A 13,406-nucleotide genomic window follows, 5' to 3' on the forward strand; every position below is an offset into this window, starting at 1 on the left:
TAATTAAGCTTTGCGGATTTTGCATTTTTAGTATATTGGGTTATGATTAAAGTGTTGTATTTTAATGAGTGAAATACCGGAAATGTTTTCGGTACTGTAATTGTAACCCTTTATCAGGCCCCGCTAAAGAATTCCGCATGGCATATAAAAGTAAAATACAGAAATGGTTATTTTAACTCAAAGTGATGTTCTGCTTGTTTCCATTTTAATTCGTTTACCAGGAAATATTTATGATAGAAACCAATCAAAACAACGATCTTTTTATCCGGAAATTGGGCCTTCCATTTCAAAATATTATCAATTATAGTTCGGTTTCTTAACTCTTCAAAATGACAATATCTTTTATATAACTCTCTTAATGAAATGGTTTCTTTAGTAGCAGTTTCGATTTTCAATTGTGCAAATTGGTCATTTTCGTCTACAATTTCCTTTAGTTTTCGATATTGATAAAATTGTCTTTCACTAACCAGATTTGCGGTAGAACTTGAATTTATTTCCTTTAACGGACTATTGTCTAATTCATTTAAAGAGTTTGAAAGCTCTATAAACCTGCTCCATATTTTTTTATGTTTGGCAGAGAGAATATTTAAGGAGTCAAGGGTGTTTATTTCATTAAATACCGCATCAGTATTCTGGATGCCGTTTTGTCTTCTGTAATCATTTCGTCCTTCAAATTCTATTGGTCTGAATAGAGTATTCTTAAAATTAGCTTTGTATTTCAGAACTGCATTCCATTCGTTCTCGTCGTAAGTATTTTTGAAGGTAAAATCAGAATTAAAATTAGTTTTATCAGATTCCATCAGAATTAAATCCGGTTTTAGATTCTCCAGTATCTTATAGATTGTATCCGTATTGATGTTTTTTGTCGGAAAATGTACTGTTCCGATAACGATTAATTCTGGTATCTTCGTTTTACTGTTTTTTTGGGCATTACTGAATAGTGAGGTTAAACATAATATAGTAAGTAATAGTCTTGGTTTTGCATTTGCAATCCTGATGAGGTAAACAAAATTTATATTCATTAAATAAAGTGGTTTTTATAAAAGTAAATATAAACAAAAAAGCTTCAGATTTCTCTGAAGCTTTGTATTTAGTAGCCCGTAGCGGAATCGAACCGCTCTTACATGGATGAAAACCATGCGTCCTAACCGATAGACGAACGGGCCTTCTTGTTCGTTGCGGGTGCAAAAGTGCAACTATTTTTAGAATACACAATGGAATTTTTGAATTTTTTTTTCGAGGTTATTTTGAAAACACCATTCTTAGAAACAATCAATAGCAAACGAACAGAAATAACTAAAGCTGTATTTATTTGATTAATAATTGGTTGTTTTAGGTGTAGAAAATGGAAAATAAGATTTTTCTTTTCTTTTATTAAAATAATACCTTTCAAAAAAAATTAAAATAATTTTTGAGAATCCTTTTTTTGAAAGAAAATTCATTCGGTATTTTTGATATACTTATCGGTTTTTTTCCTTGAACATTTGTATGTATATTTGATATCGGTGTTTTAAATTCAGCATTCGCACTTCTAACTCCACAATTACAAACAAAAATACTGTGTCCCATTTCAGAGAAAACTGGCCTATGTACATTGAGCAAATAATAGAAACTATAAGTGCCACCTACGTTACGTTAACAGATGATTGTAAAGACGATCTCAAAAGAGGGGCAAAAGTTTTGATGTTTGACAAAGAGACAGTGCTTGTAAAAGAAGGTCAGTTTGCGGATAAACTCTATTTTATAATTAGTGGAAGTGCAAGAGCCTATTATACTAAAAATGGGAAGGATATTACAGATTGGTTTGCATTTGAGGGTGATTTTGTAAGTGCCATTGATAGCTTTTTTCGAGACGGTCCAACGATATACAATATCGAATTGCTTGAACCCACAACTTTGTTGCAAATTTCAAGAGAAACAGTATTGGCATTGAGCGATAAACATCATTGTTTTGAAAAATTGGGAGGAATTGCAGTAACCAAAACAATGCTTAAATTGCGGGAAAGAGTTGTTTCGATACAATTTGAGAGTGCTTCGCAGAAATATAAAAGTCTATTAAATACGCGCCCCGATATTATTCAACGAGTACAGCTAACCCATATTGCTTCTTATATTGGTGTTACGCTAGAAACTTTGAGCCGGATTCGCAACCCAAAGTATCGAATTTGATTTAGATCAAATGGATTTTGAATAAGTTGATTGAACTTTGCAGAAATCAAATGAGATGATACGAATTCATTATATTTCAGGACTAACCATTACCGTTTTTATTGGGTTACACCTATTCAATCATTTTTGCAGCATTTTTGGTGAAGAGACCTACATGGCAATAATGGATACTTTAAGATTGTTTTATCGCAATACTTTTGTTGAGACAATTTTATTAGTTGCAGTTTTTATTCAAATCGTATCAGGAATCAATCTTTTTAAGAAAAGCAGAAAAATAGCAACATCCCACTTTGAGAAACTACATATTTGGACGGGACTTTACCTGGCTTTTTTTCTAATAGTTCATGTGAGTGCTGTTTTCATCGCCCGCCTCTTTTTGCACCTCGATACCAATTTTTATTTTGGAGTGGCAGGGCTTAATACCTTTCCTTTTTATTTGTTTTTTGTTCCGTATTACGGACTTGCAATTCTTTCCTTCTTCGGGCACATTGCTTCGGTTCATAACAAAAAAATGAAAAATAATATTCTCAGTTTAACACCAGAGCAACAAGCAGAATCAATTCTTATATTCGGATTTGTGTTAACAATCATCCTATTTTATGGACTAACGAACCATTTTAATGGAGTAACATTACCACATGAATACAAAATAATAATAGAGAAAATAAAGAACGTATGATTAATAAAAGAAATAGGTTCTGGGTATTTGCCGGAATAATCAATTTGTTTAGGAACTAAAAAAAAAAATAGAATTATGCTAAAACTAGGAGGATATATTAATATTGTAATTGCAATAGGGCACATTCTTGGATTAATTTGGGCTGACCAGATGTTTGAAATTACGGGAATTGGAAAAGAAATGGCAACACTTGCTCAAAAGCATAGTACTTTGCCTTATTTGCTGACCATTATTGTGGCTATTGTGTTTTTTATTTTCGGTCTTTACGGACTTTCTGCAGCTAATAAGTTGAGAAAGCTGCCATTACTAAAGCCTGTTATTTTTTTAATTGCCGGAATATATCTGCTGCGTGGAATTGGAGAATTAATTGCCGATACAATACAGGGAACAAACTCAATAGCTGAAACAATATATTCTTTAGTGGCTATAATAATCGGGCTTTTGTTTTTAATTGGCGGGTTGCAAAAATGGAGAACGGAAAACAATATTTTGTTATGAAAGTAATCAATCTGCACACAAGAATAATTAATGAGCCTAAACACAAAATCGAAGAATTGTTTAGAACCTTATCGTCTGGAAACGATATGATGCTGGCAACAGATAAATGGCCGCCAATGCGATTAGACAACGGATTAAGTATTGGTTCAAAGGGTGGACACGGGCAAATAAGATATACCGTTATGGATTATAAGCCGAACCATTATATTCAATTTCAATTTACAGAACCAAAAGGGTTTAATGGATTTCATAAGTTTGAAATTACGGAATTAGATGCTCATGTAACCGAGCTGAAACATTCTATTGATATGAATACAATAGGTTTGGCGACCTTAAAATGGGTGTTTGCAATTCGTTGGCTGCACGATTCTTATATTGAAGATGCATTTGACAAAGTCGAAAACCATTTTACAAAGGAAAAGAAAAATAGTAGATGGACCATTTGGGTAAGGTTTTTAAGAAAAATTTTTAAGCCCAAAAAGAAATAAACTCCTGAAAATTCTATCCCATTCTCAGAAGAGTTCCTCATGAGGAGGAGTAGTTTATTTTTTGGAATTTTTACAAATTATAGGCGAAATCATTTTTTATTTCTTCCATCACAAAAGAACTTTGCACATTTGAAATCCCCTTGATAACCGATAATTTATCGATCACAAACTTTTGATATTCGTTCATGTCATTGACCGCCACTTTTAGTAAAAAATCATAATTTCCAGACACGTGAAAACAACCCATTATTTCGGGCAACACAAGAATGTGCTGTTTAAAATCATCTATCAATTCTCGTGAGTGCACCGCCAAAGTAACCTGACAATACACACTGATTGATTTTCCAATTTTTTCAGGATCCAGCAAGGCAACATAATTCTTGATGTACTGCTTTTGTTCCAGTTTCTTGATTCTCTCAAAGGTGGGAGAAACAGATAATCCTATTTTATCGGCAATTTCTTTGGTATTTTGTTTCGCATCTTGCTGTAAAAGCATTAATATTTTTTTGTCTATGGCATCCATTTCAGAATAATTATATGGTTTTAGAAAAAAGAAATAGTAAATTCAATATTAAAAACCTTTATTATGGTTCAAATTTAGAATTATATTTTGAGTTTTGTTGTTAATGAAGGATATTAAACCATTAAAAGTACATTTACAGAAAAATTAAATGTTATGACACCTATTTCAGAATCACTATCCCTAGAAGACAATCAACGTTTATTCGATTTGAATCAATACATCGAAAATGCAAGAGATAATTTCTTAGGCTATCCTGTATCTAAAGATTTTGATTACTCGGAAATCAGTCATTTTTTAAAATATCCGATTAATAATCTTGGGGATCCTTTTGAAGATTGTACCTACAAAGTGCAAACACACGAACTGGAAAGAGAAGTGGTTGGTTTTTTTGCCAAATTATTCCGTGCCAATCCAAAAGATTATTGGGGGTATGTAACCAATGGTGGTTCAGAAAGTAATTTATACGGACTTTATCTCGCACGAGAATTATATCCAAAAGCAATGGTTTATTATTCGGAATCGACCCATTACAGTGTGCGTAAAAATATTCATTTGCTCAACATTCCAAGTATCGTTATTCGCTCACAGGAAAATGGTGAAATTGATTATGAGGATTTTGAGAATACATTAAAACTGAATCGCCATAAACCGGCCATTGTGCTTACCACTTTTGGTACCACCATGAAAGAAGCCAAAGATGACGTATCAAAAATTAAAAACATTCTAAAAGCATTAGCCATACAGGATAGTTACATCCATTGTGACGCAGCCTTATCCGGAAGTTATGGTGCTTTTATGGAACCACGACTTCCTTTTGATTTTATGGATGGAGCGGACAGTATTTCCATAAGCGGACACAAATTTATAGGTTCGCCTATTCCAACTGGCGTTATTATCACGAAGCGTTCTAATAGAGATAGAATCTCAAAAGGAATCTCGTATATCGGTTCCTTAGATACGACGATTACAGGATCCAGAAATGGTCATTCTCCGTTGTTTTTATGGTTTGCCCTGAAAAAATTAGGCATTGAAGGTTTAAAAAAACGTTATTTACACAGCTTGGAAGTAGCGGAATATTGTGAGCAGAGACTGAAAAACATGGGGATTGCGGCCTGGAGAAATCCAAATTCGATCACAGTTGTTTTTCCAAAAATAACCGAAGAAGTGAAATCAAAATGGCAACTAGCCACTGAGGGCGATATCTCCCATATTATTTGCATGCCAAACGTGACCAAAGAACAAATCGATCTGTTTATCAACGACGTAGAAAATTGCATTGAAATCCCGGAAGAAATGGCCGAATTCAGCTGGTAGTGTTTTAGAATAGTATTGTTAGTTCTGTTCTGTAAAAAAAGCTTATGAAAATTGCGTAAATGTCTCCGACTTTACGCAATTTTTTTATGATATGGTAAATGCTAGATTTTCTAAAAATTTCAATTGTAAGTGTTTTGAATGTGAAATCATTTAACCAGTAAAAATTAAACGAAATTTCTGGTGAATTTAAAAATATTTGTGCAGTAGTGATGAGGATGCGTCGGGGAGTGTAGAGCAATTGGCTTACTGGGAAATTGGTTTTGTGTTTAGAATGATTTGGCTAATTCGAATATTGGACGTAGTTTAGTCCAAAACCGCAATAGCATTAGAATATTATCAGCAATTATTACTCTTAAAAAAAACTAGAAAAAAGAAACAAATATACAATGACTAAAATATTAAAATTCTTCTTGTTTATACCATTAGTTTCTTTCGGTCAGGAAAAAAGCGAAACTAAATCTGTATATCCAAATTATGTTGGGGATATCGAATTTAATTCAGAAATGGACAATAAAGATTTTGAGTTATGTAATTCAAAACATATTTATCAATACTTTAATAGGGGTGATGGTTTGGTATATGAAGGAGATAAATTGGCTATTGAAAAAGAGTTTGCTGAAAAATATAAATCAAAAATCATTAAAAACGAAACAGGGCTAATCAGAATTAATTTTGTTGTTAATTGTAAAGGAAAAACGGATAGATTTCGTTTGATTTCTATGAACGAAAATTATGAAGAGAAAGTTTTTGTTAAATCAATAACAGAACAACTTATGAGTATTACAAAAAACTTAAAAGGCTGGGAAGGGAAAAAAAGCAAAGAAATTGATTATTATCAATACTTGATTTTTAAAATAGAAAATGGACAATTAAAAGAAATATTACCTTGAAAAATTTAGCTTACTTATTTTTGCTTTGCCCTGTTTATTTATTTTCTCAACCAAATTGTAATGCTTTTTTGTACAAAGGCGATACCTTACAATATAAAGCTTGTATTGAAGCGGAAAAAACGGAAAAACTATATCAATTTCAAAGAGAGTTTCAAGAGATTCTTGATAATGCAATTAAAATTTGTCCAAATTTCGCATATGCTTACAGAGAGAAATCTACAGCGTATTTAAAAAGCGGAGACTTTTTAACCTGGAAAAAATTAATAGACAAAGCAGTTGATTTAGATTTCGGTTTAAATTTAGGTTATCGTGCTTGGTGTCGTTATCAATTTTTTAGAGATTATAAGGGGGCTATTAAAGACATTGAAAAACTTGATAGTTTGGTAAATTACGATATAGGATATTCAACAAATGGAGATTATCATTTGAACATAACAAAAGGTATTTGTTATAGTGCAATTAATCAAAAGAAAAAAGCAATTAAAATATTCAACGAACAATTAAAAACAAAAGATTATTCGGCTGGATTATATGATTATTATCAATTAGGTGTAACTTATTATCAAGTTAAAGATTATACGAATGCTTTAAGAGCATTTGAAAAACAAACTAAAATAAATGAGTTCGCTGATAATTCTTATTATAAATGTAAGGTTTATAAAGTCTTACAAAACCAAGAAAAATATAAAAAGTACAAAGAAACTGCGTTAGCATTGTACGCTGAAAATAAAAAAATGTTCGATCCTTATACTCGACATTTTAATAGTGTTTATTACGAAACAATTAAAAATGAATAAAAATTGTTGGTGACAGCCCAGCTCTCCGAAGAGTTCCTCATGAAAAGCCCCCGCTATGCGAAGTGTTCATCTGCAACGCTGTGCGAATGTCTCTGACTTCGCACCCGCAAAGTGATTAAGTTTTCTTGTAGAAGATGTAATTTGGAAACGACTATTAATATAAATAGAATTAAGAAAAGTCGGGAGACTTATGCAGGTTTAAGGTTTATAAGGACTAAAGGTTAACAACGCAAAGTCAGGAGACTTTGCGTAGCGGATAATCAAAGGATGAAAGAAAAGTATATGACTGAATATGATAAATACATTAAACGAAGATGATAAAACAATTATTAATTCTATTATTATTGGTAGCATCGATTGATTCATATTGTTGCGATTGTAAAACTATTTCTAAAGAAACAGAATATGTTAATTCTGATTTTGTTTTTTTAGGAAAAATTATTTCTATTAACGATAAATTTTTCGAAGTAAAAATTTTAGAAGTTTTTAAAGGAAAAGAAATAAAAATAATTAAATCTTATATAAGCAATTGTGGTATTCACCCCAAAAAAGATGAGATATGGCTATTATATTCAAAAAAAAATGCTGATAAAACTTTTTTTATTAGCACCTGTGGAAATTCACGAAGTTTTTCAAAACCATTTATTTTAACTGATACAAGTTTGCCTCCACCACCACCAATTACTAAACCTACTTTTTTGAATCAAATAAATGAAAAAAGTTATTTTAAAATAGCTTTATTACAATTAAAATTAGATATAGAAAAGTTGAGGCAAATTAAATACCAAAATGAATTAATAGTTCTTAGAAAAAGTCATGAGAGTCAAGAAAAGCAGATGAAATTATTAAAATCTGTTTTAGTATGTGTAATTGGCATTTTTCTTTTCAGATGGTTAAGAGTACGAAAAATAAAACAATAACGTTGCCCCGCTCCCGCACGAACCAGATAGCGCGGTTTTGCAAACCGTGCCCACAAAGTTGAGCAGGCAAAACAGTCAATAACTATAAAACCCCGGCTCTCCGAAGACTTCCTCATGAAAAGCCCCCGCTATGCGAAGTGTTCCTCTGCAATGCTGTGCGAATGCCTCTGACTTCGCACCCACAAAGTGATTAAGTTTTCTTGTAGAAGATGTAATTTGAAAACGACGATTAATATAAATAGAATTAAGAAAAGTCGGGAGATTTATACAGGTGTAAAGTTTATGAGAACGAAAGGTTAACAACGCAAAGTCAGGAGACTTTGCGTAGCGGAATAATTGTGCGACTATGAGTTCTAGAGCGTTACAAATTGGAGGAGTTAATATCCCTATTATTCAAACCCCATCAGGTTTTAATTCATATATGCATCCTATTGACTGGCTCAAATATGAGCAATTCGGTCCTAAATATTAAATAGCCCATCATGAAATTTTTAAAAATATTAGCGATTATTCTTTTTGTAGGTACTCTACTTATGGCATATGGATATGTTAACCTACAAGTAAGTTATAAGTATGAGGTAGATTTAACTGAAACGAATATTAAGACCGATGAAAGTCTATCATCATCAGAAAAAGCTAAACAGATAGAAGAACTCAAACAGCGAGAGAAACAAATATTTTTCCAAAGAAAGGTTATTAAAATATTGTTTCTAGTATTCTTAGGCAGTCTGATATTAGTTTTATATTTTTTGTTTATAAAGAAGTAAATAATCCCCAGCTAGTCCTAGCATTAGGTAACCCCCGCTATGCGAAGTGTTCATCTGCAACGCTATGCGAATGTCTCTGACTTCGCACCCGCAAAGTGATTAAGTTTTCTTGTAGAAGATGTAATTTGAAAACGACGATTAATATAAATAGAATTAAGAAAAGTCGGGAGACTTATACAGGTGTAAAGTTTATGAGAACGAAAGGTTAACAACGCAAAGTCAGGAGACTTTGCGTAGCGGAGGGACTTCTTATTCAACACCTTCTTTTGGAACTAAAAAACAATTTTAAATATGAAAAAAGGGATGTTTTTATTAGTAATTTTTTTGATAACTATTGTTGGATTTATTTTTATAAATATATTTATAAAATCACGTCAAGAGTATAGTAAGAAATATGATTTTATCATAGCTAATATTGAAATAGATGCTAAAGGAGATTTAACATTTTATGATAGCCTTAACAATAAATATTCTTTTGCAAGTTATAGGTTTAATAAATTCTACAACTTAGAAATTTCAGTTGGAGATAAAGTTTATAAGGACCAGTATTCAAAAAGCTTAACTATTAGCAGAAAAATAAAAAATGAATATAAAGTTTATTACATACAACAGCCTAATGGTATAACTCCTTTTTTATTTTATAACTATTAAAGGAAACTTGGGTAATGTATTAGATGTTGTAACTAATTATTCCATCTAGGATTCGCAGAAAACCAATTGCTAATTCTCTGAAGAGTTGTGCTAATGTTTCTGACTTCGCATCAACAATCAAAATCATTAAGAACAAAGCCACTTCATTAAACGGAGTGGCTTTTTGGTTTGTATAATAGTTAATTAAAGATCTTAAAACTTAAATAATTCGATATAATCAATTTGTGTTTTATCTGCTTTTCTTGAAAAAAAAAAATAGTTTTTTTTCTGACGTTATCATATAAGATAACCATTTTTTGAAAATATATGCTAAAATTTGAATGATCAAAAAAAAGTAAGATTAATTTAAATAATAGCTCAATGAAAACAAATGAAAATAAAGAGTTAGAGTATCTCAAAAGATTAGCAGATGGTTATTTAAATACATTAAAACCAACGAATGACAAAACGGGGTATTATACTGCTGAAATCAAAGTACTGAATTACTCTGAATTGGGTTGTGTTATTGCAAACATGCTTAAATTATGCGTTTTGGCGCTGAATCAGGATGAGTGTAAAATTTCAGAAACGGTTAAACCATCGGCTATAGATGTGGGGATTGTATTGGAAGTTGCTCTGCAACTTTTTCCTAATGATGAGTTTGATTTGTTAAGCGAAATCAATGAAGTTCTTATTTCTAGTAAGATTGAAACCGTAAATGAATAACAAAAATCTATATATTTGGAATAGATTAAGTATGAAGTTTGTCATACATATTTATGGAAGTTAATAGTAATTTGAATAAGTATATGGAAATTAATAAAGATGAATTGATTCGGATAAAGTTATTGGAGAATTCAATTTGTTTATTTTCTGACTTCATGAGTGTATTGTCAGACGGTTATAATCCGTCAATTATAGACATAAGAATTAGCATCGATAAAAGACTGGATGACCAAGATCGATTTATATTTCCTTCTCCAAACAATAGCGGCACGGAATTTTTTTTTATAAACAAGATTCAGCCAACAAGAAAAAATGTTGATAGCATTAAAGAGAGGATAAATGAAAATTTTTCATGGTGTATTGACCATTTAGCTACATTTAACAAAGCGCCTGATATATTCAAAAGTAATTATCATATTGACAACTTAACTAAATTAGTAGAGAAAGTAAAAAGGAACATTTTTGATCTGACGGACTTGTGGATTGTAACTAGTTATGAATATTTGATTGATACTAATGATGGAAGTTTAGTCAGAGTTCTTTTTATCCATTCTGACAATAAATCATTGATTTTAGATTTTGGAAATTATATACACTGAAAATTGCTTTACGTCGGTATGATTGTCTCGTTCGTAAACATATGAAACTTTGGCAAAGATGGTTAAATAAAAAAGCTCCAGATTTCTCTGAAGCTTTTGTTTTAGTAGTTCGTCGCGACGAAGACTCGAGCCTGTGCAATAATTTACTTGCTTTGTTTTAATTGAGTAGTGTTAACTCTTGTTGGCGTATCTTTTCCACTAATAATCGAAGAAGAGCTTAGTGCAATTGATTTTATTATTTGGGTCATGTTATCAATATCTAACGTTTCAAATTCATCATCGGCCGTATGATACTTGAGTTCGTTATCCATTTTTGAAGTAGAAATGGTGTGAGCAGGAACTCCAAGTTTGGCTAAAGTAGCGTTGTCTGAACGGTAAAATAATTGTTGTTCCGGATAAGGGTCTGCATAAAATTTAAAGCTTGTTCCGGTTAAATTAGTTTGTAAAATCTGCCCCATATTCGACTTTTCGTAACCTGTAATGTAAGCAGAGTTTTTACCCCATTTAGATTCTGTTCCTATCATTTCAATATTGAACATCGCAATCACTTTTTCTGGCGCAAGCTGTTTAGAAAAATATTTGGCTCCATAACCACCTAATTCTTCAGCTGTAAATGTGGTAAAAATAATAGTACGCTCGTTGTTGTTTTGTTTTTTAAAATATTTTGCAAGCATAATTACTGCTGTTGTTCCGGCGGCATCATCATTGGCGCCATTGTAAATAGAATCTGTTGCAGGATGCGGGATACCTTCTTGAGGAGAGCCTACTCCTAAATGATCATAATGTCCTGAAAAAATCACATACTCATTTGGTTTGGTTTTTCCGGGTAATATTCCAACAACATTATTCAATGTTTTTTTGGAGATTGTATTCGTTAATTCAACAGAAAAAGTGGTCGCTTCTGGGGTACCAAAAACAAACATAATGGTATTGTTCCCAGGATTAGCAGTTATTCGATCAATATGTTGAATATTCGGTAAAACCTTATCAAATGAAGGGTCAACTAGTACCAAAAGATTTTTCGGACTTTTGTAGTATTCATTAAATTTCTCGCCAATGTTATCCCCTTTATTGATTTTTACAACAGAAATATCGCTTTTTTCAGTTAAAGAAACCTGAGGAAGATAGGAGAATGTTACAACTTGATTATTATTTATTTCTTTGCCGTCAATAGTGATTTTTGAAGAAATTGCTTTCGAGTCAGTCATCGAAAATTCTTGTCTGTAATTCGTTGCTGCATTGAAAGTTTGCAAACCAATTTCTTTAAACTCCGATTCTATAAAGGCTGATGCTTTGTCGATACCGGGAGTAAAAGTTCTTCTACCCTGCATATCATCTGCTGAAAGTATTTTCTCTATGCGAGTTACTTCCTTATTCGTAATAATTTTATCTATCGATTGTCCATGTACATTAAAACATTGACTTAGAACAAACACACTTACAATAATTTTTCTCATATTTTAGTTTTATAAATAAGGTTTTAGTTAATCCAAAAGTATGTTATTTATTTGCAAAACTTAGCGCTGGTAAAAGTTTTTAATTATTTTCTGGTTGCTCCGTTATGCGAAGTGTTCATCTGCAACGTTGTGCGAATGTCTCTGACTTCGCACCCGCAAAGTGATTAAGTTTTCTTGTAGAAGATGTAATTTGGAAACGACTATTAATATAAATAGAATTAAGAAAAGTCGGGAGACTTATAGAGGCTTAAGGTCTATGAGAACTAAAGGTTAAAAACGTAAAGTAAGGAGACTTTACGTAGCGGGTTTTGCATATTCAACAGAAATGAGATTATGATCTTTCTATCTTAAAATAAGCTAGCTCTTCTTCATTTCTTATTAGATTATTTAATCGTTCAAATCCGGCTTTTTGCAGTACATTTTGTGATCCGGTGTTATTGAGATCTGTTACGGCTACAACTTCTTTTGTATTTGTATTTGCAAAACTATATTGTGTTATTGCTTTGCATACTTCTGTAGCAATACCTTTTCCCCAATATTCCCTACTGAGTACATAGCCAATTTCTATTTGGCTTATGTTATGTATAAAAATACGAGCAACACACATTCCTACGAAATTATTATTTGTAGTGTCAAATATCGCCCATCGACTAAGATTTTTCTTTTCATAGTTTTCAAGCAATTCATTAAACATTTCTACATATCTTTCTGGTGAAGTATCAGGAAGGTATTGTGTAACTTGATTGTCTTTAAAAAGATTCAAAAATGTTTGTTGCTCTTGAGATAAAAATTCGCGAATAATAATTCTTGGGCTTTGATAAAGAGTAGACATTGGTTATATTTAAGATGAATAATTTAGAAGTGTTTGCTAAAAGTATAGCAGATTTGTTTTTGTAAATACAGTCAAATTTATAGAAAATAAATAGAGAAAACTTCTCGCTTTTTAAAA

The 13,406-nt window shown here is 31.6% G+C and carries 17 protein-coding genes and 1 tRNA gene; 13 read left to right on the forward strand and 5 right to left on the reverse strand.

The features are described from left to right. Window positions 1-167 precede the first annotated feature (167 nt). A complete protein-coding gene (locus tag OGZ34_RS09510; protein WP_263362875.1) occupies window positions 168-1,022 on the reverse strand; it encodes a hypothetical protein in 855 nt (284 codons plus the stop codon). A 72-nt stretch (window positions 1,023-1,094) separates the two neighbouring features. Beyond that, window positions 1,095-1,166 (reverse strand) — tRNA-Glu (locus OGZ34_RS09515). A 421-nt stretch (window positions 1,167-1,587) separates the two neighbouring features. On the opposite strand from OGZ34_RS09515, the gene OGZ34_RS09520 reads away from it, so the two are divergent. The 4 genes from OGZ34_RS09520 (at window position 1,588) to OGZ34_RS09535 (ending at window position 3,834) form a co-directional block, all read left to right on the forward strand. Then, complete coding sequence (locus OGZ34_RS09520; RefSeq protein ID WP_173965856.1) at window positions 1,588-2,169, forward strand: Crp/Fnr family transcriptional regulator; 582 nt, start codon at window positions 1,588-1,590, stop codon at window positions 2,167-2,169. Between the two features lie 55 nt (window positions 2,170-2,224). Then, window positions 2,225-2,848 carry a hypothetical protein gene (locus OGZ34_RS09525; RefSeq protein WP_263362876.1) on the forward strand — a complete coding sequence of 208 codons (624 nt, stop codon included), beginning with the start codon at window positions 2,225-2,227 and terminating at the stop codon, window positions 2,846-2,848. A 75-nt stretch (window positions 2,849-2,923) separates the two neighbouring features. Beyond that, the gene (locus OGZ34_RS09530; RefSeq protein WP_263362877.1) at window positions 2,924-3,346 is read left to right on the forward strand and encodes a hypothetical protein; all 423 of its coding nucleotides are present in this window, start codon (window positions 2,924-2,926) and stop codon (window positions 3,344-3,346) included. Then, a complete protein-coding gene (locus OGZ34_RS09535; RefSeq protein ID WP_263362878.1) occupies window positions 3,343-3,834 on the forward strand; it encodes a hypothetical protein in 492 nt (163 codons plus the stop codon). The genes OGZ34_RS09530 and OGZ34_RS09535 overlap by 4 nt, the downstream gene beginning before the upstream one ends. Before the next feature lie 70 nt (window positions 3,835-3,904). Here OGZ34_RS09535 and OGZ34_RS09540 read toward each other — a convergent pair whose 3' ends face one another. Then, window positions 3,905-4,357, reverse strand: coding sequence for an Lrp/AsnC family transcriptional regulator (locus OGZ34_RS09540; protein ID WP_173965852.1), 453 nt, complete (start codon window positions 4,355-4,357; stop codon window positions 3,905-3,907). Window positions 4,358-4,510: 153 nt separating this feature from the next. Between OGZ34_RS09540 and OGZ34_RS09545 the strand changes: the two genes are divergently transcribed. The 9 genes from OGZ34_RS09545 (at window position 4,511) to OGZ34_RS09585 (ending at window position 11,000) form a co-directional block, all read left to right on the forward strand. Further along, entirely contained in the window at window positions 4,511-5,671 is a 1,161-nt protein-coding gene (locus OGZ34_RS09545) for a histidine decarboxylase (RefSeq protein WP_173965851.1), read from the forward strand. A 386-nt stretch (window positions 5,672-6,057) separates the two neighbouring features. Continuing rightward, window positions 6,058-6,561, forward strand: coding sequence for a hypothetical protein (locus OGZ34_RS09550; protein ID WP_173965850.1), 504 nt, complete (start codon window positions 6,058-6,060; stop codon window positions 6,559-6,561). Next, window positions 6,558-7,358, forward strand: a complete 801-nt coding sequence (locus OGZ34_RS09555) for a tetratricopeptide repeat protein (protein ID WP_263362879.1) — start codon at window positions 6,558-6,560, stop codon at window positions 7,356-7,358. The genes OGZ34_RS09550 and OGZ34_RS09555 overlap by 4 nt, the downstream gene beginning before the upstream one ends. A 314-nt stretch (window positions 7,359-7,672) precedes the next feature. Continuing rightward, complete coding sequence (locus OGZ34_RS09560; protein ID WP_263362880.1) at window positions 7,673-8,278, forward strand: hypothetical protein; 606 nt, start codon at window positions 7,673-7,675, stop codon at window positions 8,276-8,278. A 346-nt stretch (window positions 8,279-8,624) separates the two neighbouring features. After that, on the forward strand, window positions 8,625-8,750 hold the full coding sequence (locus OGZ34_RS09565; RefSeq protein ID WP_263362881.1) for a hypothetical protein: 126 nt from the start codon (window positions 8,625-8,627) through the stop codon (window positions 8,748-8,750). A gap of 10 nt (window positions 8,751-8,760) precedes the next feature. Further along, the gene (locus OGZ34_RS09570; protein WP_263362882.1) at window positions 8,761-9,045 is read left to right on the forward strand and encodes a hypothetical protein; all 285 of its coding nucleotides are present in this window, start codon (window positions 8,761-8,763) and stop codon (window positions 9,043-9,045) included. A gap of 291 nt (window positions 9,046-9,336) precedes the next feature. Next, window positions 9,337-9,696, forward strand: coding sequence for a hypothetical protein (locus OGZ34_RS09575; RefSeq protein ID WP_263362883.1), 360 nt, complete (start codon window positions 9,337-9,339; stop codon window positions 9,694-9,696). A gap of 360 nt (window positions 9,697-10,056) precedes the next feature. After that, complete coding sequence (locus OGZ34_RS09580) at window positions 10,057-10,401, forward strand: hypothetical protein (RefSeq protein ID WP_263362884.1); 345 nt, start codon at window positions 10,057-10,059, stop codon at window positions 10,399-10,401. Window positions 10,402-10,484: 83 nt separating this feature from the next. Next, complete coding sequence (locus OGZ34_RS09585) at window positions 10,485-11,000, forward strand: hypothetical protein (protein WP_263362885.1); 516 nt, start codon at window positions 10,485-10,487, stop codon at window positions 10,998-11,000. 143 nt (window positions 11,001-11,143) lie between these two features. Here the strand turns inward: OGZ34_RS09585 and OGZ34_RS09590 are convergent, their stop codons facing one another. After that, on the reverse strand, window positions 11,144-12,457 hold the full coding sequence (locus tag OGZ34_RS09590; protein ID WP_263362886.1) for a M20/M25/M40 family metallo-hydrolase: 1,314 nt from the start codon (window positions 12,455-12,457) through the stop codon (window positions 11,144-11,146). A gap of 331 nt (window positions 12,458-12,788) precedes the next feature. Continuing rightward, the gene (locus tag OGZ34_RS09595; protein ID WP_263362887.1) at window positions 12,789-13,289 is read right to left on the reverse strand and encodes a GNAT family N-acetyltransferase; all 501 of its coding nucleotides are present in this window, start codon (window positions 13,287-13,289) and stop codon (window positions 12,789-12,791) included. Window positions 13,290-13,406: the final 117 nt, after the last annotated feature.

This window comes from Flavobacterium collinsii, assembly GCF_946903285.1.
In the GTDB taxonomy this organism is placed as follows: Bacteria; Bacteroidota; Bacteroidia; order Flavobacteriales; family Flavobacteriaceae; genus Flavobacterium; species Flavobacterium collinsii.

Bases quoted from the DNA above. Each gene is read 5' to 3' on its own strand.
- OGZ34_RS09575 (WP_263362883.1), top strand. From the start codon at position 9,337: ATGAAAAAAGGGATGTTTTTATTAGTAATTTTTTTGATAACTATTGTT.
- OGZ34_RS09525 (WP_263362876.1), top strand. From the start codon at position 2,225: ATGATACGAATTCATTATATTTCAGGACTAACCATTACCGTTTTTATT.
- OGZ34_RS09565 (WP_263362881.1), top strand. From the start codon at position 8,625: ATGAGTTCTAGAGCGTTACAAATTGGAGGAGTTAATATCCCTATTATT.
- OGZ34_RS09535 (WP_263362878.1), top strand. From the start codon at position 3,343: ATGAAAGTAATCAATCTGCACACAAGAATAATTAATGAGCCTAAACAC.
- OGZ34_RS09580 (WP_263362884.1), top strand. From the start codon at position 10,057: ATGAAAACAAATGAAAATAAAGAGTTAGAGTATCTCAAAAGATTAGCA.
- OGZ34_RS09530 (WP_263362877.1), top strand. From the start codon at position 2,924: ATGCTAAAACTAGGAGGATATATTAATATTGTAATTGCAATAGGGCAC.
- OGZ34_RS09510 (WP_263362875.1), bottom strand. From the start codon at position 1,022: ATGAATATAAATTTTGTTTACCTCATCAGGATTGCAAATGCAAAACCA.
- OGZ34_RS09590 (WP_263362886.1), bottom strand. From the start codon at position 12,457: ATGAGAAAAATTATTGTAAGTGTGTTTGTTCTAAGTCAATGTTTTAAT.
- OGZ34_RS09560 (WP_263362880.1), top strand. From the start codon at position 7,673: ATGATAAAACAATTATTAATTCTATTATTATTGGTAGCATCGATTGAT.
- OGZ34_RS09540 (WP_173965852.1), bottom strand. From the start codon at position 4,357: ATGGATGCCATAGACAAAAAAATATTAATGCTTTTACAGCAAGATGCG.
- OGZ34_RS09545 (WP_173965851.1), top strand. From the start codon at position 4,511: ATGACACCTATTTCAGAATCACTATCCCTAGAAGACAATCAACGTTTA.
- OGZ34_RS09570 (WP_263362882.1), top strand. From the start codon at position 8,761: ATGAAATTTTTAAAAATATTAGCGATTATTCTTTTTGTAGGTACTCTA.
- OGZ34_RS09595 (WP_263362887.1), bottom strand. From the start codon at position 13,289: ATGTCTACTCTTTATCAAAGCCCAAGAATTATTATTCGCGAATTTTTA.
- OGZ34_RS09585 (WP_263362885.1), top strand. From the start codon at position 10,485: ATGGAAATTAATAAAGATGAATTGATTCGGATAAAGTTATTGGAGAAT.
- OGZ34_RS09550 (WP_173965850.1), top strand. From the start codon at position 6,058: ATGACTAAAATATTAAAATTCTTCTTGTTTATACCATTAGTTTCTTTC.
- OGZ34_RS09520 (WP_173965856.1), top strand. From the start codon at position 1,588: ATGTACATTGAGCAAATAATAGAAACTATAAGTGCCACCTACGTTACG.